Origin of the sequence: Candidatus Merdisoma sp. JLR.KK006, from assembly GCF_036941035.1 — a bacterium.
Lineage (GTDB): Bacteria > Bacillota > Clostridia > Lachnospirales > Lachnospiraceae > Laedolimicola.
This window is the reverse complement of record NZ_JAYMNS010000020.1, coordinates 54,300-78,277: the sequence shown is the minus strand read 5'-3', so window position 1 is coordinate 78,277 and position 23,978 is coordinate 54,300. Positions and strand designations below refer to the sequence as shown.

Below are 23,978 nucleotides of genomic sequence, written 5' to 3'. Positions count from 1 at the left end.
TCCCTACCTCCCCAGACTCAGATTGCCGGATGCGTCTACAATTACGTCAACACCCCAAGCACTTTTAATAGCATCTGCCCCATTGTGGGTCTGCACGGCATCCGCCTCAACCTCTAATACAAACTCTTCATTCTGGTAAGTATATTTTCCGTCAGAACCCGAGATTCTGAACTCACTCTCTACATCTTTACTGATAGCCAGTGCATCCATAAATGGGGGAGTTGTCTTTCCTGTTCCTACTACCCCCGTATAATAGAGAACAATACGCTCATTTGTACTGGCCGCCTCATCAAGCACCCATCCATTGTAAGAAAGGGTCCCGCTTTGCCCTGTCTCCGTACCATTCCAGGGAGACAGCTTAATAAAGCCCGGAGAAATATCCGTTCTCTTCTTTCTATCCTCTATGGGAACTGGGAGCCCATCGTCTCTCTCCTCTTCATCCACCCAGTAACGGTAAATCAACACTCTCACATATTCGTCGATATTTCCGCTGTTTTTGACACAGAGTACCTCCGGATAATACGTCTCCAACTGAAGTGCTTCCTGCTCTCCGTTCGGTCCGGCATACAGCATATCAGTCAGAAGACCAACGCCATCCTCATACCATTTGTCATCCCGCTGGGTATAATTACGCCAACTCACATCACGGCCGTTTTCCACCAGGGTGACACCAATATCGAAAGTCTGAAGCTGTGCCGAATAATTCTCGCTGTAATATGTCAGTGCCGCCTGACTGCTGCCGGCTACGCTTCCAAGGAGCAGAAGAACTGCCACCGCAAATAAAATTCCTGTGGTGTAGACACCCCGGGATCTGTTTTTCTTTTTCTTCTTCATGATCCGGCCTCCTCATTCTGTTCCGGCCACTCCGCATAGGGTGTACGTGTGCCGTCCGGATTGGTACGGTAAAGCACCGGTGCAGTTTCCTGAACAATCACCACATGGAATGTATCAATAACCGGATTGAGATGCAGATTTTGGTGTGGTGCAAAGGTCATAGCAAGCTCACAGGTCGTTTCCCCTGGCTTTAAGACCTGACTGTAATACCACCAATCACCGTCCTGTGTCCAGTGGACCGCCCCATCCTTTGCATCCGCCTCCTCTACCTTTTTAAGAACAACCATGTCCTCTCCAAAATACGCCCTTATCCGGACAAAGCAGTCTGTCTCTCCTGTATTTTCAATCTGGATCTTCTTGGTCAGATCTTCGATCGTTTCTTCAATCTCCGTATCCGATCCGAAAGTTACCGGCCAGTGGCCGTTTACCCTGGTGTAAGTGGTAAAGTATGCCAGAGAATCCTTTAATGTAGAACCAAACAGAAGCACAAGGGCCAAGGCTGCCAAAAGAGCCGTCCGTCTGCGGTATAATCGCTTTTTACTCATTGGCTGCTCCACCTCCCTGATTTGTTATAATCTGTGCACCCTTCCACTCTCCGTCAATCCGGGTAAATTGATTTACAATACCATCTGTCTTTGGCCCGTCTTCTCCACTGTAATCATTGGTAAATGATACAGTAGCTGCAAGTTCATTCTCTCCCTCTCCGGTTCCCTGGGAAGATACCCAGTCCGCTTTGCCTGACAGGCTGTCTATCACAAAACCGTCTGCCGTCTCCGTTGTTCCCAGAGTAATCCCATCTGCCGGAACTACTTTTTTGGAAACCAGTTGGTACGTTGTGCCGGTACGGATCTCTGTGATTGTCACTTTGGAGCCTGCCGGGACATTCTTTACCCGCACACTCTTGTTACCATCTCCACTGAATTCCAGGCCCACTACATCATGAAACACTACGATTGGCTCTCCATCATCTGTCGTCCCTTTCTCCGCCCTGATTTCAAATATAAACATGGCCTTGCCGGAAGTCGGCTGGTAATTCAATAAGGTCTTATCTATCTCCAGATCCAGATAGCGTTCCTGACGTTCCGGCTTCAGATCTACCACGACATTATAATTCCAATCATCGGAATCCTTATTGAGATCATCCTCTCTTCCATATGCATTGTCCGGAACGGATACCAGGTAAGGAAGAAATGTGTACATATATTTTTCGGTCACAATAGGCTTTGCCCAGACCAGATAGAGCCCCTGGTCTACATCATAGTCTATCCCGTCTCCTGCCAGTATGGTTTTATCATAACATGGCAGACCGATTAAAGTTTCATTCTCTGGGATGTAAAACTTCTTTCCGTCTGACTTCTGCTCTCCCTCCGGAGGAGTTTCCTTATCAACACTATCTTCATTATTTTCATTCTTCTCACTGGTAAATGCGGGAAGTCCTAAAAGCTCTGATACCCAGTGTGCCGTTGTCTCCCACTGGTCGGAGGTTGCATCAAACACCGTCCTGTTCAGTGCCTCGATGTCAAGCACACCCTCCGGAAGCTGACCCGCCAGATCTTTGAATCCATCAACCAGAGTATATTGTCCGTACTCATCCACAGTCGCCAGTTTATACAGATATACCTGCACCTCTGCGTTGGCCAGACTTGCATCTTCTTTCAGCAAATCTTCACTGGTTAAGTTTTCTTTATTTACTTTCAGAGTGTTTTTCTCTCTTTCTGTATCAAGAAGTACTCTGGCTAGGCTGTTCTTATGAGGCAGCATCAGTGTGAGACACAATACAGCCGCCAGTGCGGCACACAGCCAGACCTTTTTTCTGTATTTCCCTCTCATACTCATTCCTCTCTTTCTATCTTCTTCGGTGTCGAATTCGAAACCAGATAAACAACAACAGTAATATGGGCACCATTAAAATCGGCGTAATCAGCACCGGCCTTAACTGCATGGCATCTGCCGTTACGCGAATGGAAGACGCATCCGCCAGATTGTCGATCCGGTGTCCCCGCACCAGCATACGGTGACTGTTGATACCATAAGGCGTACAGGTCACCAGCGTACAGTAATCCATCCCGTCCACCAGTTCCAAATCATTCACCTCTTCCGGCAGAACAATGCGGATCTGATCCACTTCATAAGTCAGAGTCTCATCCAGTACCCGGAGTACAAAAACATCGCCCTCCCGCATCTGGTCCAAATCCGTAAACAGCTTTGCGGATGGCAGACCTCTGTGACCGGACAATACGCAGTGACTTCCCGATCCGCCTACCGGCAGAGAGGTTCCCTCTATATGCCCCACTGCAATCTGAAGCACAGACTCTTCCACGCCGTGATAAATGGGAAGATAGCAGTTGATACTCTCTATCTCAATATAACCCATGATTCCATCGCCGGAAACGTTGAGCAACGATTCATATGCCGCATGTTCCTCCTCTGTGGGATGATATCGGTTGGCCCTGGATCGCAGAGACTGATTGTACTCAACAGCCTCACTCCACAACTGTTCATAGGTCTCATCATCCAAATCCGCCACGGCCTCCGCATAACTGGCAATGGCCTGGGATTGGTGAAATTTGTTCCAGTAGTCGCTGACTGTAGGGTACAGCAGCAAGGACAAGCCTGCAAGCAGGATCACTATTAAAATAATGTTGGATAAATGTTTCTTCATGCAGGATTCTCCTTGCTGTTGTATGCCGGGGATACAAAAGTCTCCCCGGTTGCCGCCATTCACAACAAAAAACTGTGAACTTCAGCCTACAACAGACAAATCATTTATTTTTCACTGCTCATACGCTTCTTTACGACTAACAGGATTCCGGCACCAACTACCAGGATGCCGCCCAGTACGTAGAAGATAGTAGTACCGATACCACCGGTGGAGGGAAGTTCTGCTCCGGTCATATTCTGAACCTTCACCGGATTTGCAAGCATCAGCACTTCATTGCCATCTGCATCTTCCTTTACACTTCCATCTTCATTCAGTTCGGGTATCTGAACTGTTAAAGTTGTCTCTCCTGTGGTTGCATCTGTTGTCTCTGTGATGACAATTTTAACAGGAGCTTTCAACAGATTGTATCCGTCCGGTGCTTTTGTCTCTGTCAGGTAATACGTACCTGCACCCAGACCATCAAGATTGATTTTACCTAATACATCGGTTCCTGCAGGGGATACAACGGTTGTTGTTGTTGTGGCATCCTCTTTTGTTGCTACTCTGTAGTTCCCATTTGTCAGGTCAACAAAACTGATTGGATCGCTTCCGTCTTCATTTTTGGAAAGGGTAAACTCAGCTCCTGCCAATCCTGTTTCTCCACTCTCGGTCTTTGCAAATTTCAGGATGTTTACATCAATATACTTGGTAGGAACTTCCGGTGTCTCTGTTGAGGTGGTATGATTCTCATCACCGTAATCAAGAGTTGCTTTATTGTTTACTTCATCATATTTCAATGCATCCGCATTGATTGTGGCCTTGTAGGTTACTACAATCATGCCGCCCACAGGTAATTTTGCCTCACCGGCTTCTGTAATTGTAATATCAAAGGTATCATCATGATCAAGAGTTTCACCGGACGTAATTGTATAATCCCCGGGAGCTGCAAATCCATCTATTCCGGCCGCATTCTTCACCGCATCCTTATCATCCGGATCCAAAGCGTCAACGGTCTCTTTGCTCAGTACCTTAACCTGAATGGTATCCTCACCGTTAAAGGTCAAACCATCAGACATTTTATCATGAATTACATAATTCTCAGCTCCCGCTGCAATTTTAACTTTTATTACATAGTCAAGAACATCACCAATAGATGCCGTAGGCTGCTCAACCTCTTTCTCAACGGTAGGCTTTTCGTTCTTCTCACTAATTGTCTGATTCGGATTTGTGGTATCCAGGGAACACAGTGCACCTATTGAGGAATCAAGCAGATAATAACCCAAATTCAAATCAGTAAACTTAACAGTAACTGTAGCGTCTGCTGAACTTCCCTCCGGTGCTGCCGGTGCAGTCTCAGTCTTTACAGCCAAATTCTTTCCCTCTGTATAAGCCAGTGCAGCCTTTGCAAATTCTGCCGCATCCTTTTCCGGCACATTTGTATTCCAGGTTACATAGCCATCCTCATCAACTGTAAGATACTTGGAGCCTGCTTCTCCCTTAACAAAATCTTCCCAGCCAGCGGCAACTTTGTACAAATATGCACCATTAGTTGAATTATAGCTTTCCAGATCCAGGATCTTGTAGATGCTGTACTCCGACCCCGGAATGGCATTCTCAACTGTAAGTTCACCTTTCTGATCCTGGTTGTTTCCGCTTGTGGGTTGCGAAGCCATCGCCGTGCTTCCCATTGCCAGTACCAACATCATTGCCAGTACAAGACTTAACAACTTTTTCATACTTTTCATTACTTATTTCTCCTTTTCCCTTTATATCTACTTTGTAACAATGAGTTTCAACGGCCAGGGGCCGCATATTCAGTTCCTGGAGGAACCCGCCCTCCTTTCCCTGATTTTTTTTCTATACATCAGGCCCGCCATCAGCAACAAGCTGATGCCTGCCATTGTATATAAGTTTGTACCCGGCCCTCCGGATTCCGGAAGTTCATAGGTGGTTCGGTTAATGAACGTTACGCTGTCTGTGGTCTCTGTCAGTTCACCGCTGGCTTCGGCCCCCTCTTTTTCATCCTGCTTCCTGTCATCAACTGCCAGTACCGGATCTTCTCCCGTGATATGGCCCACATAATATCCGTCAATGGTAGTCTCCACTACTTTCCAGCTTACTCCGTAGGGCAGACCCTTGATGGTCAGGGTATCTTTTGAACGAAGCTCTATAGATGCCTTTCCACTTTGGAATGTAACCTCTCCTGTCTGTATCTCGGATTCCAGGTTGTCATTAACCCTTTCAATCTCATAAGGGTACGTACCGTCTACGATTACCGTTTCATTACTTCCCGTCAGTTCTATGTCGAACTTGAATGTGGCTTCGCTGCTGTTTCCGCCGGATGCCAGCTTCCGCACTGTCAGATCATGGAGCAGTGTATTCTTAAATGTCAGCGGACTCTTATCGCCTGCGAATGTGACAATTCCGTTTTCTTCCGGAGTAAGGGTAACCTCAGTCGGTTCGACTCCCTCTTTATGAATGAGAACCTTATTCACAGTCACGGTCTCATTCTTTCTGGTAACCTGAACTTCCACCGTATAGGCTGTCTCGTCATATCGTACCGTCGGATCTTTTTCAGTCTCAGTCTCCTCTGCAAGCTCGGTGATCTGGTAATAATATGTTGCAGTCTCTCCATCTTTCAGATTCTTGGTCAGATACAGAATCGGAGCAAATCTCGTTTCCTGTTCTAAAGCCATATCAGCCGTGCCCTTTTCAAACACAAGGGAAACCTCTCCCTTTCTTCCGTCCTCTACTGCATTACCCTGTATGCCGTCCAACTCTACCAGTTGGAATCTGTATGCATGGCTGCTGCCGTCCGGATTACTGAACAACTTATGAATCGGTATCTCCAGTCCTGTACCTTTGGTTGTATTCGTTATTGTAGTAGAAATCTTCGTCTCATCCTCATCATAGATGCTGACGATTCCTTTCACATAGGGTTTTCCGTAATGGGCCTCATCCCCTGCCATTTCATTTCCCATGGCGGGCGGCTTATAGCCTACCTGATACCCCTCTGTGGATGCCGGATCCTCCTGAATGGTATACTCGGTACCTGCCAGAATCTTCTCAATCAGTGCCGTCTCACCGCCCTTTAAGAGAATAATACCCTCCTCCTCTACGGTTCTTGTCTCTTCTGTTCCGTCGGTATTTGTTACCGTGTAGGATGTACCTACCGGCAGCTTCGTGCCGCTTAACTGCACTTCTATGCGGAATGTCTCTTCCGAACTTTCTGCATCCACCTCTCCTATTACCAATTCCTTAGTAATCTTCAGTCTGCCCAGCTTTGTAGTTTTCACTTTATTATCAAAAGCAAAGAACGTGCTGCCGTTCAGCATATGGTAAATTTCCGTCTCTTTTCCTACGAAAGTCTTATCTCCTACATGAATATCATTACGGTCAGTGGTGGAACTGCCTCCTCCCTGCACATCCGCATACTGATCAATGGAACTGCTGTCAAAAAGTTCCCGAATGTAATATCCGCCGCTTATTACCGAAAGCTCCGGAAATACTGCACACTCATCCTTTTTCAGGGTAATGATGCCGCCCTCCCCTGTGATACCCGTTCTTGCCGGATTATCTCCATAGCACTTTCCGCTGTGCCGATGTTCATCGGATGCCGCCATTTTGCACTGCACATAACAGTCCCCATTGTGTCGGTGTTCCTCTGAAGTGTCCATTCCGCAGCGGGGACGATAAACGTTGTACGCCGTGCCCTTTTTGATGAAGAGTTCTTCCGGTTCATTTTCACCCGGCTTATCATTATTGCTGTTTGCTGCCAATACCTGGAACAGGAAGTCCGGATTGCCCAGCACTTCTTCCACTTCTCCGTTATCAACACTCAACGACTTGCCAAGAGCGAGGGCGTTCTTCTCCAGCAATGGGAAGTTGAAATTTATCTTGCACACACCGGAACCGGCACCACGCTCCATATAATAGAACTTGAAATTATGAGCTGAGTTATCCTTAAATGTGGTATAAACTCCATTTTCCTTTTTCAGGGTTGCATCCAGAGCCGCCACAATCTCCGATTCCGTCTTTCCGGCCGCTTTCATGCTCCTCCTGATAACCTGCTCGAAAGTATCTGTCTGATCGGGACTTGTTGTTATATCTCCTGCCTCTACAGTCAAATCATAATAGTAAATTCTTCCATTTACAAAATCAATCTTGCCACCCACATGACGATGAATACCGGACAGATTCAGGTACAGCATCTCATCTATATAGATCCACACATCATCATCACCGGCAAAATTAAATTCCATGGGAATATCATTCGTCAGACCGGTCAGACCCTTTACCGGCTGCGAAAAATCCATCTCCATGCTCATGCCAAAGAAGAAATTCTTTGCCTCGTCATAGTCAACGGAGTATATCTTCTCCAGTTCTTCTTTCGTAAAGGTCCGGGGAATACCGGATGTGGCAAAGTAGGCACTGACTGCTTCTATACCGCCCCAATCTTTGGAACCGTACTTTTCGTCCATCTGCACCACAAATGTTTCCAGATTTCTGCTCAGGGTTTCGTAAGCCGTCTTCAGATTCCCATCGGTTGTCTCTTTTGCTTTTTTTGCCGCAGTCGCCGCAATGATTCGGAAGTAATCCCGGTTAATCTCACTGGCCTGGGTGGCCTCTGTATTAATCTTGCTGAAAGGCAGGAAGTTTCCAAAGGGATACATCATGTAATTAGGCGACAGCAATGCATCATATACAATAAACTGATTGCTGGCCGCATCAAACTCCGCAAAATTGCTGCGGCTGTCAAAGCTGTATTCCCCTGTAGTCTCGTCATAACGGAACAGCCCATCCAGCCCGTCACGGTTCTTCCGTGTAGCATAAGCACTATTACTGAATAAGTAGCCCAGAGATATCCCGCCCTCTTTCAGTTCAGGATAGCCATCCTCTCCCAGATTGGGATTCATCGGACTTGGGTGATTTTCATCCACTCCATGAAGGGGGGTATTTGCACCGCCCACTGTGGCATTGATCAGCCCGCCCTGATTGATAAGACTAAACCCGGTATTCAAATCAGCAACAATATTTCCGCCAAAATTGTAAGAACCTTTCGCTCCCCATAGACTGCCACTATTTAAATCGATCGTTTTCGTTCCGCCGTCATCCTGAAATCCCGGATACCGGTGATCGCTTTTATAAAGATCATTGATATTGCTTCCATAATCGTAGAGGTTAATGTTAATCAGCCCGGCTGTGCTCGCCCTGTCCGAAACAGTTGTCACCTGATTATCCTTGGGTTCTTTGGGGGCTATTAGAGTATCGCCTATGAATACCGTGCCATATCCTCCTCTTACGGCTCCTTGAGGCAATTCGTTAAAGGGTTTTGTTAATGCAAATTCTACAATGTCCCCCTCTTTATAAGCTTTCACCTCGTCCCCATAGAAGAAAAGTATACATCCTCCCTCTGGTATCTTCTCATTGGCTTTGCTCTCACCATTCTTCAACAGCTTAATAACTTCATAGCGTTCATTCTGCCAGCCGACTACGCATCCGCTCCAATATAGAAACGTTGACGTGCTTATATCCCTTATTGATTTATTATCTCCATGAAATAAGGCACACTTATTATCATTGCTATTAGCTGTCATCTGATTGACAGATGTCACTTTCCATTCACTGGCTGTATTGTCCAGTGCCATGGTTGAAGCTTCCCACAATGAACTCATTTCTAAAAGCTTTGGTCCATTGACCACATACTTCTGTAATTCATCCAAATCTTCATAATAACGATAGCTAATCTCTGCCCAGAACGCAGTATCAAGATAATACTCCTCGTATCCCTCATCATCCCCCGCTTCCTCATAGGCCGCCAGCTCCATGCCAATCTCTTCATATGAGGGAAGTTCATCAATCAACTGATCCACATAGAGAATCCGCTCTCTGTCTTCCTCTGAAACCTCCGGTCCGATATAGCAGGCAAAGCTGTGTTCATGCTCCTCCAGGCCGCACTTCAGAACCTTTTCCCCTGCTTCATTTACTTCATAGCATTCCTCTGTATGGGTATGCGTCTCCAGACCGCAGTAAACCGTTCCCTCAAAGCATTCCTCCGTATGTACATGCTCTTCCTTGCCGCAGATCAAATCTTCCGCAAAGCATTCCTCCGTATGTACATGCTCCTGATAGCACCCGTTGTCGTGTACGTGCTCCAGCACCTCTAACTTATCGCACACCAGTCTCCAAAGGAGCTCGCCGTTCTCATCCTGCATCTGGTTTCCGTCATTATCCATGACTGCCTCATAACAGCCGTCTTCTGCCGTATGCTCATGCAGAATGACCTCATCCTTGCCGCAAACCAGTTCTTTCACCACTCCACGGCAGCTTTCCGTATGCTTATGGCCGTTTAAGTTCTCTTCTTTGCCGCAGGTCAATTCACTTTCCACATGATAGCAGGAGTCTCCATGCTGGTGTCCCTCTCTTTCCTCTTCCTGGCAGGTAAGTGTCCTGCTGACTTCATAGCAGGAATATTCGTCATGGACATGTTCGGGATCATCCTCCAGGCCGCAGACGGTCACCCATTCTTCTGTGTAACAGTCATCTATATGGGTATGGCCCTCCCTTTCTTCTTCCTCACAGGTAAGCTCCCGATTCTCTGTATAGCAGGCATCTGCGTGAGTATGGGCTTCCGCCTCTTCCTGGCCGCAGATATATCCGCTGTCATTGACCCGGTAACAGCTTTCCGTATGCTCGTGTTCCTCGATCTCTTCAAGGGGACATACCAGCCTGCCATCCTCATAACAGCCTTGCGTATGCTCATGGACCGCATAATCCGCATAACCACAGATCAGATTGTCTTCTCCGTCATAACATTCTCTGGTATGAACATGCAGTTCCTCCGGAAATGTGCAGACAAATTCAAGGGTTACCGGTTCTTCACTCTCATCCCCGGCTCCCACTTTACCGCAGACTGCTGCCTGGCCGTAACACTCTTCTGTATGGGTATGTTCCTCCAGTCCGCATACACTCTTATGCTCTAAGGCAACCGCAGGCATCAACAGTATATATGCTGTCACAAACACCACGATCGCACCCAGTACTGTCAGGATCTTTCTCCACCGATTATTTTTCCCTTGTTCACGCAGGAACTTTCCCGCTTTCTTCAGAATCGAAGACTCCATCAGAAATCCTCCTTTTTGATACCAACAATCCTTATCCCACCGGCCCTATATCTTTCAGGGGCCACACCCGGAATAACAATCTTCCTACCAACTGCTCTTCAGCCACACAGCCTACGGTTGTACTCCGGCTGTCCACGGAAACGCTTCTGTGATCGCCCATGACGAAGATGCGGTTCTCCGGAACCTGATAGGGAAGCTTAATGTCACACTCGCCTACGGCCCGTTCCACCAGATAGGGTTCATCCAGCAGCACATCATTCACATATACGTTTCCATCCTCATCCATATCCACCCATTCGCCGGACATGGCTATTACACGTTTCACAAGAATCTTATTGTTATAATAAAACGCCACCACATCTCCCTGTTCAAATTCTGTGGTTTTTATGGTGGCGATGATATCGCCGTCATATAACGTAGGGCTCATACTTGTTCCATATATCTGCAGCACCGGCATCAGCAGCGTTGCAATCAGAACGGCTATGGCCGCCACTACAATCAGTGTACTGATCGTGCTTGTCAGCACGCTCTTGTAACGCTTCTTATACTTTACTCTATTCAGCTCTTTCTCCAACTGGGAGAGATCCGGCACCTCGACTGCACTATTTTTTTTCATAATCATCCCCACTGCATCTTCGGAAGCTTACGAACGAAACCCTCCCTGCCGCAGCGGCAAGCTTATCACATCACTGGTTGCTTCCTTTTTTTTTGCAGAACTTACCATATTCTCGCACCGCTTACGAGTGTCCTCTTCCAGTCTCTGGCACTGCTTACGGGTGTCCTCCTCCAGTCTCCGGCATTCCTCCCGGGCACTGTTCAGAAGCAGGTCGGCTCCTCTTTGAGCCTTTTTCAAAATTTCATCTGCTTTTTTTCTGTTTTCCTGTTCTCTCTGCACATAGACTTTCTGCTGCCTGTCACTCAGGTCCTTGATGTTCTCCATATACTGGGACACAGCCTCCTCGGCCGCCTCAAAAATCCCGCTTAAGGCCAGAGAAGCTTCTGCTATGGAACCGGCTTCATCAATGGCGATCTGACGCTTCTCCATCTGTGCTTCCGCTTCCGCCAGACGCTCTTTCAGGCTTTCCATCTCTTTCGCCTGAGCCACCAAAAGCTCCAACAGCTGGGAGCGTCCCAGCTTTCTCAGCTCTTTTCCTGTCATAGCTATTCGTCACCCCTATCCCAACTCTCTTCCGGTGCTTCTTGTGTACTGTCTATCAGCTTCAGCAATTCAAGGGCACTGCGGAAAGGAACGGTCTTATTCTTCTCTGCCCAGGTCACCTGGCCCTGCCAGCTTGCATTCTGACGATATTGAATACGTACCACGAAAGTTGCCTTTTCACCCTGATGTTTGTTCATCGCTTCTTCATTTACCACTATGCTTCGTTCTCCTTTTTGCTTTATTCTGGCTTCCTGTGGGGAAGCCGTCTCCTGGAGAACTCTCCTTTCGGAGGGTTTCTTCCGAAAACTGCGGTTTTCCATGGATGCCTGGGGATACCCCAGCCAGTTATAAAATCCGTCCAATCGCTCCAGCAGCTCCCCCGTATTCCGAAAGCTTACCGGCTTCTCCTGATACCTTGTATAAAATCTGCCGCCCCAGTCCCCGCTCTCAAATCTGTCACAGCAGAGCCGGACAACACTGGAGGCTGCTATACTGATATATTCACTGTTCATCTGCATACCTCTACTTATTCTACCTTATTGTACCTCACGCACTGTTAATGGCCCCATTAAAATTCATCCGTTTTTGTGCAAAAATAGGGCGGAAACTTAAGAAAGTTTCCGCCCCAGAAGTTCCGGGTTGACCGCATAGGTCAATGCAGTCTCTTTTGTAATTCTCCCCGCCCGGTAAAGCCTGAGGATGTCACTGTCCATGGTCCGCATCCCCGCATCTCCTCCGGAATATATCACGTTATCCATCTGGTGTATCTTGCCCTCCCGAATCATGTTCTGAATGGCCGGGTTTACAATCATAATCTCGAATACCGGTTCCAGTCCGCCGTCAACTACAGGCAAAAGCCGCTGGGATACGACTGCCCGCAGCACCATGGAAAGCTGTACCCGCACCTGGGCCTGCTGCCCTGCGGGAAATACATCCACAATCCGGTCTATGGTCTTCGCCGCACCGATGGTATGCAGGGTTGACAGGAGCAGCTGTCCCGTCTCCGCCGCCGTCAGTGCAGTCTGAATGGTTTCAAAATCCCGCATCTCACCTAAAAGTATCACATCAGGTGTCTGGCGAAGAGCCGCCCGCAGGGCAGTCTCGTAACTCTCCGTATCCAGGTCAATCTCCCTCTGGCTTACCAGGCATTTCTGATGGGAGTGAATATACTCGATGGGATCCTCGATGGTGATAATATGTCCGCTCCGCTTTTGATTAATCTGGTCTATCAGGCAGGCCAGCGTCGTAGTTTTTCCGCTTCCGGCCGGGCCGGTAACCAGAATCATGCCGTTCTTCTGGCGATAGAGATCAATGACCGCCTGGGGAATATGCATCCGTTCACTGTCAGGCAGCCCAAATGTTACGATTCGAAGAACGGCTGCCAGAGAGCTTCTCTGCTTATAGGCATTGCACCGGAACCGTCCGGCACCTTTTACAGAAAAGGAGAAATCGTCGTCCCCTCTTCTTTCCAGCTCTTCAATATCACGATTGGCAAGCTGATAGATCTGCTGCAACAGTTCTTTCGAAGAATCCGGCATCACCCGATCTGAGGTGATCGGAAAGATCTCTCCTCCCCTTTTCAGGCTTATCGGAGACCCCGGAATCACAAAGATATCCGAGCCTCCCATTTCCAACCCCGTCTTTAAGATCTCCTGTATCTGTATACTCATCTCACATTCCTCCATCCCAAATATTGACTCCCGGTCCCGGATTCCATTCCACTGTATTTACAAGACGCTGCCAGAGAACCTGATAGCGTCCCTCTCCCTCGGACGGTTCCTTACGCTCTACGATCAGAAGAAGCTGCTGAATCTCCTGTACGTCCGCCTTAAGCTCCCACAATCCCTGGTGGGGTATCTCCGCCGTGCCCGCCAGAAGTTCCGCATCAAGCTGTGCCAGCTGCTCTTGTAACTCTTCCTCCGCCTGATAGTAGGCGGCGGCTGTGGCAAGGGACTTGCGGCTCATCCTCACATCCGTCATGGCGGATACCAGGGAAAGCACACCGAACGTTGTAAAGGCCAGCACCATTACTATCAGCAGAATGGATGCCATTCCTACCCCGGCCCCTCTGGATATACCCCGAACCCCCTCCTTTTGTTCCGGCGGTCCCTCCCACCTGTCTGTCTTCGCTCTCATATCTGATCCTTTCTGTCCCGCTTATGCTTCCGGCACATACCTGGCCGTCTCAAGCTCTGTTTTAAGCTTTCCGTCCCCCACACCGGTAATCAATACCCGGATATGGTATAACACGCCCGCCTCTGTCGCTTCATTCCACAACTCTGTCCGAATCTCATAGGCCGCATCTTCCGGGGCAGACAGCTCCATGCTTTCCGTGCAGCCTGACAGAAAAGTCCGAACGCTGCCGCCGGTCTTTTCTTCTCTCCAGCCGTTCTCCGGAGAAAACAGCAGTTCCGGACTGGCCGGTGTCTCTTTCCACTGCTCCAACAGATCCTCAGACAAGATTAAGCCCAGGGTCTGGGCCTGGCTCTCCTGACTCACCTGATGTGCTTTTACAAAAACCTGGACCAGCACTACGGAGGATAGAGCAAAGAACAGAATCACCAGAACCAGTTCCACCAGTGCCGGATTTCTCTTTTCCGCTATTTTCATACTGATTTCCCCTCTATATACAGATGCAGGCTGTGCTGATTCCCTGCCGCATCCGTTGTATGCATAACCAGATGTCCGTTTTCCGTCTCCTCTATGTGAAACTCCGGGATCTCCATAAGCTTCTCACCCATCTCCGGAGAAAAGGGCTGATCCGCCGCCTGATATACTTCCCTGAGAACGCCGTCACAGTAATAGATCCGGGTCTCATACCCCTCTGTTCCGGACTCAAGAACCAGCACTTCTATTCCGTCCTGCTCCCAAAGCCGGACTGTCCCCGCCGCCCGGGTACTCATCCGAACCTTATTCGCCACATAGGACAGGGATGAGCGTACCTGGGTATTGGCATTGCCTGCCGAGACGATATTTCGGTAAACCCTCGCCCCAACCACCACCAGAAGCAGCGAAAACAGGGCAAAGAGTCCGTAAATCAGAAGTGTGAGCAGTCCGTTCACCCCATGTCTTCTCTCTCTCATGCTCATTCTCCATCCCCTGCCTCTCCTAAACGAATCACTTTCACCCGAGGCTTTATATTTTCCGCAAATATCTCATAGCTAACGGCATATTTGTCAAAGTCAACCTGTATCCCGTAATTGTCTATCAGGTACTGTATGCTTTCCGGATACCTGCCCTCCATGGCATAGCAGTTTACCACAGCCTGATTAATCGCATCCGAGAGGAGTTCCTGCTGCTCATTCCAGGCTGTCTCTTCCATCCGCTTGCTGCCTGCGGCCAGAAAAAGGACTGCCAGGAAAAAGATTCCCAGGACCAGCACCCAGCGTATAAAATGCTTCTTTTTTCTTTTATATAAGTGCATGGGTTCCCTCCTGTTCCCATCGGTCAACTAATGGACATCATAATACTCACCAGCGGCAGCATGACAGACAATAAGATTCCGCCAATGATCAGGGTCAGCACCGCCACCAGTGCCGGCTCGATCCAGGAGACCAATCGGTGGATGCCCTCGTCTACTTCTATCTCATAGATTCCGGCAATCCGTTCCATCACCCGATCTGTCTGGCCGGACTCCACGCCCACGCGGATCATCTTTTCATGAAGAGGGTGAAAGATACTTGCCTGTTCCACCGCTGCCGCAAAGTCACCGTTTTGCTCCATGTATGCCAGGCACTTTTCGGCCTTTCGAATATTACGCTTATCCGGCAGCAGATCCGGTATCAGCTCCAGGGCATGTTCCAGATGATAGCCGCTTGCCAGAACCATGGCAATCACTTCCGCAAACCGCTGAGCCGTCTGATTGTCCAAAAGCCGGCGGACCGGCGGAAGAATCTGACTGGCCCGCAGGAGAATCTGCTTTCCGCCGGCACTCCAGATAAGAAACAACAGCAACACAAAGGTCAGCAATACGGCCGCTGCCGCCAATACGATGCGTCCCGCTGCCAGGCCGCCGGATAAGACTGCCGCCTCTGTCCCTGCCAGGCCCGTTCCCAGGCTCAAAAATACTTCCGTGAAGATGGGCAGCACCCGAATCACCAGCACTGCGATCACCACTGTCATCAGCACCACCAGAATCAGGGGGTAGACGATGGCACTTCGAATAGATGCCTGCATTCTGCTCTCGCGTTCATAGTAGTCTCCCAGAGATTCCAGCACTTGATCAAGCTCCCCTGATGTCTCTCCCACATGTACCATATGTACCATATATTTAGGGAAAAATCCCGCCGCTTTCACACCCTCATACAGCGTGCCCCCATCCCGAACGCCCTCATAAATCTTCTGAAAGGCTCCTGCGTAGGGTGTCTCTTTATAATTGCGGTACAGAACCTCCATCCCGTCATACAGCGGAATTCCGGCTTTCAGTATCATTGCCGCCTGCTGGCAAAACAGAGATACTTCTGCCGCAGGCAGGCTCTTTGACTTTTTATCTTTCATCTTATTTCCCACTCCCCTCTAATACTGCCGTTCCTGTGTGTAATTATCTTCCGTATGGGAGGAGGATGGGCCAAAGGTTGCATCCATCCATACCCATTCTCCATCTATATAGACCTGATTCCAGGCATGATAGATATTCTCAGGCTGTACATACCCTATAGCCAGCCGTACCGGTATGTCCTGGGCACGGAGCATGGCCGCAAAGAGTGCTGCGTAATCAAAACAAATCCCCTTTCGCTCCCGAAGTGTTGCATCCACATCCGGAAGATATCCCTTTTCCACCGTAGCCGCTTTCTCATTGTCGTAGGTAAGGTATGCCACAATATAGTCATAAATGCAGGCCGCCTTATCGGCATCAGAACTTAATTCGGCACACAGATCGTAAGAAAGCTTTACTGCATTTTTGTCATTGGTATACCACACATATTGGCTGGGGTACAAAAATACCCGATCTGTATCCGGCATCTCAACTTCAAACTCCGTCTGATAAATCGGGCTGTAGGAGGTTCCCTCTACTTGCTGAAATACCTGAACTTCATAGGACCCATTTCCCATTTGAAGAGGGTATACTTCGTACTCTTCCTGCTGGTTCAGGTCATAGGTATAGGTCTCCTCGCCCAGTGTGACCTGGGCTTTTAAACGTGTATCAGAGGGTATCCCTTTTACCATAATATAGCCGTCCTCTGTATGACTGGCATCTACCGTGACACCATTCCCCTCATATACTATATCGCCCGAGGCCTCCGGAAGCGGTACGTCAATAGGCCCTGTATAAACAGAGCCTGGTTCAACCACCCGAAAATCCCCCTGTGCATCCGACAGAGGGCTTTTGGCTTCTACTGATTGCATGTTATCTTTTGGGAACTGCTCCTCAGAGGTTCTCTTCCCGCAGCCGGTCAGAAGACACAGGACTGTCAGAAGCACCATCAAGGTTCTTAAACCCATCCTTTTCCTCCCACTCTGCCACCTGATCAGAATCCGGAAAATTCTCTCCATAATCTCCCGGTATATTAGCAATAGACGCAACCCGATAATTCACATGAACACGACGGCTGCTTATCTTTTTACGAAAACACGTATCAATACGACTGGTCGCAATATGACAATCTTCCCGGCGGGTTCCCGTAAGAAGTACCAGGTATTGACTCAAATTGTAACGGGTAAACGCATCTCCCCGACGCAAGGTCTCCTGAATCGCCTCCGCCAGGCTTTCAGAAAGCTTTTTCAGGCTCTCGGAATCCTCCATCCGCTTCTGTCTCTCATCCAATATGGTACAGAGCAGCAAATAGACAGACTGCCCGGATCGTTCCATGGTCCGTACGATAATACGGTAAATATCCATAAAGCTGGGATATGTGCAAAAATAGGCACCATTCAACCGGGGATGTTCTTTAAGCATCTCCTGTATCTCATAGAAATCACCCGTATTCAATTGGATCTGTCTGCTCATATGGCGGAAGCATTCGATCATCCGCTCTGACGGAGGCATATCCAGTTCATCAAAATACATCTCTGTGGTTCTCTCATAGAGAGCCATGGCTTCTTTTGGCCGTTCCAGAGCCAGCAGACATTCTATCTGATAAATCTGCCATTCATCAAAGGGATACAATGCGGCTGCTGAACTGCTGAGTTCCAGAAGTTCTGTGTATTCTCTACGCTCCAGCATCCGCTGGCAGACTTCCTCCAGTGCGGCAAAATACAGATTCTGGAAATGAGCACCTGCAATCACCACCCACTCCTCGCCCATTAAAGCCGGCAAAAAATATCCTTTGTAATAATAACATGCTTCTTTCAAAAGCTCAAGTCTTTGTTCGGGATTCTCTGTCTGCTCCGCCTGCTCCAGAAGCATCTCAAAGTGTACCACATCTACCTCTATGGGAAAGGAACAGACAAAGCGATAACGTCCGTTCTCTGTACTGATATACTGTTCCTTGGGCAAACCCGTCTTTTCCAGAAGCTTCCGCAGGTGGAAAACCGTAACACGCAGGTTATTTGACCGATCGCCATCCAGATCCGCATTGTATAAGCGTTCGATTAACTGAAGCCTGGTAAGTCCCTGGGAGCCGGCATACAAAAGTAACTGCAAGAGCTGCAGAACCTTTGTGGTCTGATTTCTCCCAGTTTGTATTATTTTTCCTTGATAGGTCATTACAAAATCGCCCAGCATCTGGACTTTCAGACAATTCTCTCCCTCCATGCCGGTCCCTCCCTCTCTTGGAAAAGTTTTTTGTTTTAAAAATTTTATTTTTATTTTAAAACTAACTCGTTAATTATACCATACAATAAGTAGAAGTCCAACGAATTCCAACTTTTTGTACAAAAAAATAATATAAAAGGTATAATTTTTACCTGCTTTTCAATTATATGGAAGCAACTTTCCGTTTTTTCCTCTTTAATTACAATTTTATCCACCAGCACCCGCAGATTATTCCATAGTTCATAATTCTATGCGGCAGACTGGTATCAGGCAGCACCACATTTATAAATCAGCATAACGCTTATATTATGGAAGCTATTATTTGTAAGTTTCTGCAAAAAATCCCCGCCACATCGTTGTGGCGAGGATTTCACTAAAGGGGAGGATATAAGTAATTCGTTTCTCTTTTGTCTAATTCTAGTATGACCCAATATTCCGGCTTTATACAAAAAAAGTTGAAAATTTCTATACTTCTTTTTAAAGATGTGTTATGTTAAATGAAATACCACTCAAAGGAGGTTTCCTATGTTTCGGAAGCTCAAACGCATCCTGGCCCTTTTAGGTGCTGTTCTTTTAGCCGGCATGTATCTTATCACTATTGTTCTGGCCTTTATGGACCACACCGCCACCAGAGACTGGCTGATGGCATCCGTGATCTGCACGATCGTAATTCCCTGCTTTTTGTATGCCTATATTCTGATCTATCGGTATTTGAAAAAATAGCCATTTAACCTTATTCTTATTCCGTTTCTGTCACCACCGTATCAAACCGATAGGCAGAGAGAATCAGTCCTGACATCAGTGCACTGCCTGTAATACTGGCAAGTCCCTCCGACACAAAAGGCAGATTTCCAAACATTCCAAATTGACATCCAAAGTTTCCCAACAGGTAAAACAGGAATTGAATCCCTATGGCCAGGCTTCCTGACAAAGCTACGATTCGTCCCAGGCGGTTCCTGATCCGAAAAGCTGTGATAAACAAAAATCCATAGGCTGTGCAGAGAAAAAGCGTCAAAACTATGCCCGGAAGCCAGCCATATTGGAGAATCCACCTTGCAATCCGATAATTATTGTGATAATGCTGAGGCAGAATATCCAAAAGCTCCAGTTCATATGGACCCTGATACTGCATCCGATAATCCACATAGTCCTCCAGGGTTCTGTTTATACCATTTCCACCCCACACACCGGGACCATCCTCATAATACCACTGAGCCGTCCTATAACGAACCAGTTCTTCCTGACTAAGTTCAATTTTTCCAATTCCTTTTGCCCGTCCAAGAAGTTCCCGAATCAAAACATTATTGTATCCATCCTCCCATGGACTTTCCGTCTGAGCTTCCGGATTTATAAATAATTCCAATTCCTTGTAAACCTGTTCTCTCTGAACCCCTGCCCAGACTGTGATTAAAATAAGAAAGCAGGCAATTGCCGTTCCAAAGCCTTTCTTCTTATCCGCATTCAGGTATCCTTTTCCCACCATATAAAGCTCCGCACCCAGACAGGAAAACAGGAATGTCAAAAAAGCCACATCCGCATATCCCCAAAAATAACAGTAACTGATAAAGCCCAGTAAAAGAAGCTGCACCCCTCCAATCAATATAAGAGAACACACTCCCTTATGGCGGCTGCGGTACAAAAGAACCACGCTGACGGGAATCGCCAACTGTAGAATTCCAAAAACCGCACTGGGGCTATTTGGATCAAATCCTATGATAAAGGGCATTATCATCCCGGTATCTAAAATCAGAATACGGCCCACTGCAAAGAGTACTCCTGCTGCTCCCAAAAGTATCAATATCTTTCCCGTATGCTTCAGCAAAAGCGGATAACCATATAAAGCCACAAGCATCAGTACAATCAATCCCCATAAAAAGTAGCCATTATAGGATATCTCCCACAGGGAAAACCCTCTGTCCACAAAATTCCCGATTATGCCAAGGCACAGAAGTCCCAACAGCGAAAACAGCAATGGCTTCGCCATTCGAATATGATGTGTCGCATTCATCTCTATTCCAATCACAGAAGCATCACCCATGTCACGAATGGCTTTATCATAGGCTTCATCCTCCTCCACACCATATTCCATATAGACCTCAGCCTTATCCTCCACATGGGCCCGCAGCTCCTCATTCACCGCCGCATGAATGGGACGATAAGAAATCTGTTCATCCACATCCTCCAGAAAACGTTCCAATCTTTCCTGTTGTTCAGATCGCAAAGGACATACCTCCCCTCATGACATCATGAACCGCCTTCTCATAGACCTTCCATTCTTCCCTTTTCTTTTGAAGAAGCTTTCCGCCTTTTTTCGTCAGACGGTAATATTTCCGCATCCGCCCGGTTTCCGCCTGCCGTTCGTAGCTCTCCACCGCCTCCTGCTCCTCCAGAGAATGGAGAATGGGATACAAAGTCCCCTCTTTCAGAGAAAAGACCTGGCTGCTCCGTTCCTCCAGCTTTCGAATCATCTGATACCCGTACATATCCTCTTCCTCCAGAAGCTTCAAAAGAAGCATGGCCGTACTCATAGCCATCATCTTCTTATCCATGAAATCACCTCTCTTTCTGCATCTCATACAATACCTTTTTCTCAGGCTATCTTATACATAGATTTCCTATGTATATAGAATACCTCTGTAATCTAGGTATGTCAAGAATAATATTTTTTTGAACCTCTTGCGTTTTTCCCCGGATGATGCTACCATAATATGGAAATCTTAACAGAAAGCACTTCCGCTTTCCAATTCCCAATACCATAAATTCAAATATGGGTACAGATCTTTAAGCTTTCCCCTCCATACCCATAAAAAGCGAGTGTGATGCCTATGATTGTTATTCTTTATCCTTGCGGAACCAATTGAAAAGCCCTATAATAAAAGGAGAAAATATGAAAAAGAAAAGACACTATGGATTCCCTTTTGGAAAAATGCCAAAGGCTGCGGGAATATGCGGAATTTATTGAAGAAATCCGGCAAAAGCTTCAAGAGGGACTGGATCTGGATCATGCGGTAGAGGAAGCCATGAAGTATTGCATGGAATGCGGAATCCTGGTGGATATTTTGAGCAAATGCCGAATGGAGGTGCGAAGTATGCTGCTGGAAGAGTATGATGAAAAAGCGGAGCGGGAATATCTGCGGAAAGAAGCTATTGAAGAAGGCCGGAAGGAAGGGCTGGAAAAAGGGTTTAAGGAAGGAATTGAGCGAGGGATTAAGCAAGGAATTGAACAAGGAATTGAACAAAGCACCAAACTCCTCATTAAAAATGTACTGGATTCCACCCACAGCATCAGTCAAACTGCTCTTCTCTTAAAGCTGCCCAAAGAAGAGATAGAAAAAACAGCCCGGGAATGCGGCTTACACACAAACGATATCTGAACAGACTGACAGGCGAGTGGCCATAGGACCTCTCGCCTGCTTTCAATTTCACTTTATCCCAAAAGCCTGTAATTCCTCCCTGGCCTGCTCCTGAGAAGAAAACAGAATCCCATGTATCCCCAGTCTCTTGGCCGCCAGAACATTCTCCCTGGTATCATCCAGAAATACCGCCTCCTCCGGCCGGATTCCATACTTCTCCATCAGCCGCAAAAACGCTTTCTCGTCCGGCTTAATCAAATGCTCCTGAAAGGAAAGAAAATACCCGTCCATCAGTTCCAGGAAATCAAGCTTCTTCCCTCTCTGATCATAAATATGCTTGGGCCAGTTAGACAAAGCATACACCTTGTACCCATTCCCTTTCAACTCCTGGATCCAGGGAATGGCATAATCCAGGGTCCAGGTACATTCCCCCAGATTTTCATAGACTGCACGGATCTCTTTTTCATACTCCGGAGCCGCCGCTACAAAATCCCGAATCTCTTCTTCCTCGCTCAGCAGTCCCTTGTCATGCTCCACCCACGCAGGATTCTTAAAAATGGCGTTCTCTACTGCCTTATATGCCACCGGATCCGGCACCACTTTCTTCAGGTAAGTTTCCCACCCATACCCATTCAGCACACGTCCGATATCAAAAATAATTGTTGTTATTTTCATTGCTGTCTCCAATCAATATCGCCGTCTAAACTGTTATCGGTAAATGATATCCTCTCGTCCAGGTCCGTTAGAAATCATCGTAATGGGACACTCTATCTGCTTCTCTATAAACTCAATATACTTCCGGCAGTTCTCCGGCAGTTCCTCATACTTTTTAATTCCCCGGATATCGCATTTCCAACCGGGAAGCTTCTCAAATACCGGCTTTGCTTTCTCAAGGAGGTGAGTCACCGGGAAGTCTCTCGTAACTTCTCCGTCAATCTCATAGCCAACACAAACGGGAATCTCCTCCAGATAGCCAAGCACATCCAGCACCGTAAATGCCACATCCGTAGTTCCCTGAATCCGGCATCCATATCGGGAAGCCACACAGTCAAACCATCCCACTCTCCTGGGCCGTCCCGTAGTCGCCCCAAACTCACCGCCGTCTCCGCCTCTCTTACGAAGCTCATCCGCCTCATCCCCAAAGATCTCACTTACAAAGGCCCCTGCACCGACCGCACTGGAATAAGCCTTGCACACCGTAACGATCTCCTTGATCTCATAGGGCGGAATTCCTCCGCCGATAGCACCATAACCTGCCAAAGTAGAGGAGGAAGTCACCATGGGATAGATCCCATGATCCGGATCTTTCATAGAACCCAGCTGGCCCTCCAGAAGAATATTCTTTCCATTGCGAATCGCATCCCACAGAAATGCAGAGGTGTCACACACATAAGGTTCCACCATGCTCTTATACTCCATCAGTTCCTCATAAAGCTTCTCCTGATCAAGAACAGGCTTATGGTACAGATGCTCAAGAATCGTATTTTTCTGAATACAGACATTGGCAATCTTCTCACGGAGATAGCTTTCCTCTGCAAACAACTCGCTTACCTGAAAACCGATCTTCGCAAATTTATCCGAATAAAAGGGGGCAATTCCCGACTTAGTAGAGCCAAAGGACTTTCCGCCCAGCCGTTCTTCCTCACACTGATCAAACAGAATGTGATAGGACATTACCATCTGAGCCCGGTCAGACACCAGAATCTTTGGTGTCGGAACCCCACGTTCCACAATACTTTGGATCTCCCGAAACAGAACCGGAATATTAAGAGCTACGCCATTGCCGATAATACTTGTGGTGTGATCATAAAATACTCCGGAGGGAAGCGTGTGCAGTGCAAACTTTCCATAATTGTTTACAATCGTGTGGCCCGCATTTGCTCCGCCCTGAAAGCGTACAATAATGTCTGATTCCCGGGCAAGCATATCCGTGATCTTTCCCTTACCCTCATCTCCCCAGTTTGCTCCAACGACTGCTTTTACCATAGTCTGAATTCCTCCTATTTCCAGTTCCACAATACTCTTTCAGCACGCAAGTAACATAGATGAATTTCCGGCCACCAAAATATGTGTCCGTAAATCCATCTGGGTACTGAAAGAGTATTGCTATTTCCAGTTCCGCAATACTCTTTCAGCACGCAAGCAACATAGATGAATTTCCGGCCACCAAAAT

Annotated in this window: 23 protein-coding genes; 2 read left to right on the top strand and 21 right to left on the bottom strand. The window is 47.5% G+C overall.

Annotated features, from left to right (window positions below; genetic code table 11):
* Positions 1–3: 3 nt before the first annotated feature.
* The 17 genes from VSQ61_RS15110 to VSQ61_RS15030 form a co-directional block, all read right to left on the bottom strand.
* Positions 4–834, bottom strand: coding sequence for a hypothetical protein (locus VSQ61_RS15110; RefSeq protein WP_334345225.1), 831 nt, complete (start codon positions 832–834; stop codon positions 4–6).
* Positions 831–1,379 (bottom strand): hypothetical protein, encoded by a 549-nt coding sequence (locus tag VSQ61_RS15105; protein ID WP_334345224.1) that lies wholly within the window; start codon positions 1,377–1,379, stop codon positions 831–833. The genes VSQ61_RS15110 and VSQ61_RS15105 overlap by 4 nt, the downstream gene beginning before the upstream one ends.
* Positions 1,372–2,664: a DUF5979 domain-containing protein gene (locus tag VSQ61_RS15100; RefSeq protein ID WP_334345223.1), complete on the bottom strand. Its 1,293-nt coding sequence runs from the start codon at positions 2,662–2,664 to the stop codon at positions 1,372–1,374. The genes VSQ61_RS15105 and VSQ61_RS15100 overlap by 8 nt, the downstream gene beginning before the upstream one ends.
* A gap of 16 nt (positions 2,665–2,680) precedes the next feature.
* Positions 2,681–3,496: a class C sortase gene (locus VSQ61_RS15095; RefSeq protein WP_334345222.1), complete on the bottom strand. Its 816-nt coding sequence runs from the start codon at positions 3,494–3,496 to the stop codon at positions 2,681–2,683.
* 104 nt (positions 3,497–3,600) lie between these two features.
* Positions 3,601–5,220 (bottom strand): SpaH/EbpB family LPXTG-anchored major pilin, encoded by a 1,620-nt coding sequence (locus VSQ61_RS15090; protein ID WP_334345221.1) that lies wholly within the window; start codon positions 5,218–5,220, stop codon positions 3,601–3,603.
* 69 nt (positions 5,221–5,289) lie between these two features.
* The gene (locus tag VSQ61_RS15085; protein WP_334345220.1) at positions 5,290–10,599 is read right to left on the bottom strand and encodes a DUF7601 domain-containing protein; all 5,310 of its coding nucleotides are present in this window, start codon (positions 10,597–10,599) and stop codon (positions 5,290–5,292) included.
* 31 nt (positions 10,600–10,630) lie between these two features.
* On the bottom strand, positions 10,631–11,215 hold the full coding sequence (lepB, locus tag VSQ61_RS15080; RefSeq protein ID WP_334345219.1) for a signal peptidase I: 585 nt from the start codon (positions 11,213–11,215) through the stop codon (positions 10,631–10,633).
* 27 nt (positions 11,216–11,242) lie between these two features.
* Complete coding sequence (locus tag VSQ61_RS15075) at positions 11,243–11,758, bottom strand: hypothetical protein (protein ID WP_334345218.1); 516 nt, start codon at positions 11,756–11,758, stop codon at positions 11,243–11,245.
* 2 nt (positions 11,759–11,760) lie between these two features.
* Entirely contained in the window at positions 11,761–12,270 is a 510-nt protein-coding gene (locus VSQ61_RS15070) for a hypothetical protein (protein ID WP_334345217.1), read from the bottom strand.
* A 96-nt stretch (positions 12,271–12,366) separates the two neighbouring features.
* Entirely contained in the window at positions 12,367–13,422 is a 1,056-nt protein-coding gene (locus tag VSQ61_RS15065; RefSeq protein WP_502877048.1) for a type IV pilus twitching motility protein PilT, read from the bottom strand.
* Positions 13,423–13,429: 7 nt separating this feature from the next.
* Positions 13,430–13,894 (bottom strand): hypothetical protein, encoded by a 465-nt coding sequence (locus VSQ61_RS15060; RefSeq protein WP_334345215.1) that lies wholly within the window; start codon positions 13,892–13,894, stop codon positions 13,430–13,432.
* Positions 13,895–13,915: 21 nt separating this feature from the next.
* The gene (locus VSQ61_RS15055) at positions 13,916–14,368 is read right to left on the bottom strand and encodes a hypothetical protein (protein WP_334345214.1); all 453 of its coding nucleotides are present in this window, start codon (positions 14,366–14,368) and stop codon (positions 13,916–13,918) included.
* Positions 14,365–14,841 (bottom strand): DUF4860 domain-containing protein, encoded by a 477-nt coding sequence (locus tag VSQ61_RS15050; RefSeq protein ID WP_334345213.1) that lies wholly within the window; start codon positions 14,839–14,841, stop codon positions 14,365–14,367. Before VSQ61_RS15050 ends, VSQ61_RS15055 begins: the two co-directional genes overlap by 4 nt.
* A gap of 2 nt (positions 14,842–14,843) precedes the next feature.
* Positions 14,844–15,182 carry a hypothetical protein gene (locus VSQ61_RS15045; protein ID WP_334345212.1) on the bottom strand — a complete coding sequence of 113 codons (339 nt, stop codon included), beginning with the start codon at positions 15,180–15,182 and terminating at the stop codon, positions 14,844–14,846.
* A gap of 23 nt (positions 15,183–15,205) precedes the next feature.
* On the bottom strand, positions 15,206–16,255 hold the full coding sequence (locus tag VSQ61_RS15040) for a type II secretion system F family protein (protein WP_334345211.1): 1,050 nt from the start codon (positions 16,253–16,255) through the stop codon (positions 15,206–15,208).
* Between the two features lie 18 nt (positions 16,256–16,273).
* Complete coding sequence (locus VSQ61_RS15035; protein WP_334345210.1) at positions 16,274–17,200, bottom strand: transglutaminase-like domain-containing protein; 927 nt, start codon at positions 17,198–17,200, stop codon at positions 16,274–16,276.
* Complete coding sequence (locus tag VSQ61_RS15030) at positions 17,127–18,452, bottom strand: AfsR/SARP family transcriptional regulator (protein ID WP_334345209.1); 1,326 nt, start codon at positions 18,450–18,452, stop codon at positions 17,127–17,129. Before VSQ61_RS15030 ends, VSQ61_RS15035 begins: the two co-directional genes overlap by 74 nt.
* Before the next feature lie 525 nt (positions 18,453–18,977).
* Between VSQ61_RS15030 and VSQ61_RS15025 the strand changes: the two genes are divergently transcribed.
* On the top strand, positions 18,978–19,175 hold the full coding sequence (locus tag VSQ61_RS15025) for a hypothetical protein (protein ID WP_334345208.1): 198 nt from the start codon (positions 18,978–18,980) through the stop codon (positions 19,173–19,175).
* A gap of 16 nt (positions 19,176–19,191) precedes the next feature.
* On the opposite strand, the gene VSQ61_RS15020 is transcribed toward VSQ61_RS15025, so the two are convergent.
* Together VSQ61_RS15020 and VSQ61_RS15015 are read right to left on the bottom strand one after the other, a co-directional pair.
* Complete coding sequence (locus VSQ61_RS15020) at positions 19,192–20,673, bottom strand: permease prefix domain 1-containing protein (protein WP_334345207.1); 1,482 nt, start codon at positions 20,671–20,673, stop codon at positions 19,192–19,194.
* On the bottom strand, positions 20,663–21,001 hold the full coding sequence (locus VSQ61_RS15015; protein WP_334345206.1) for a PadR family transcriptional regulator: 339 nt from the start codon (positions 20,999–21,001) through the stop codon (positions 20,663–20,665). Before VSQ61_RS15015 ends, VSQ61_RS15020 begins: the two co-directional genes overlap by 11 nt.
* A gap of 357 nt (positions 21,002–21,358) precedes the next feature.
* On the opposite strand from VSQ61_RS15015, the gene VSQ61_RS15010 reads away from it, so the two are divergent.
* Positions 21,359–21,826 (top strand): hypothetical protein, encoded by a 468-nt coding sequence (locus VSQ61_RS15010; protein WP_334345205.1) that lies wholly within the window; start codon positions 21,359–21,361, stop codon positions 21,824–21,826.
* A gap of 48 nt (positions 21,827–21,874) precedes the next feature.
* Here the strand turns inward: VSQ61_RS15010 and VSQ61_RS15005 are convergent, their stop codons facing one another.
* Together VSQ61_RS15005 and VSQ61_RS15000 are read right to left on the bottom strand one after the other, a co-directional pair.
* A complete protein-coding gene (locus VSQ61_RS15005; RefSeq protein ID WP_334345204.1) occupies positions 21,875–22,480 on the bottom strand; it encodes an HAD family hydrolase in 606 nt (201 codons plus the stop codon).
* 33 nt (positions 22,481–22,513) lie between these two features.
* Entirely contained in the window at positions 22,514–23,791 is a 1,278-nt protein-coding gene (locus VSQ61_RS15000) for an adenylosuccinate synthase (RefSeq protein ID WP_334345203.1), read from the bottom strand.
* Between the last annotated feature and the right edge of the window lie 187 nt (positions 23,792–23,978).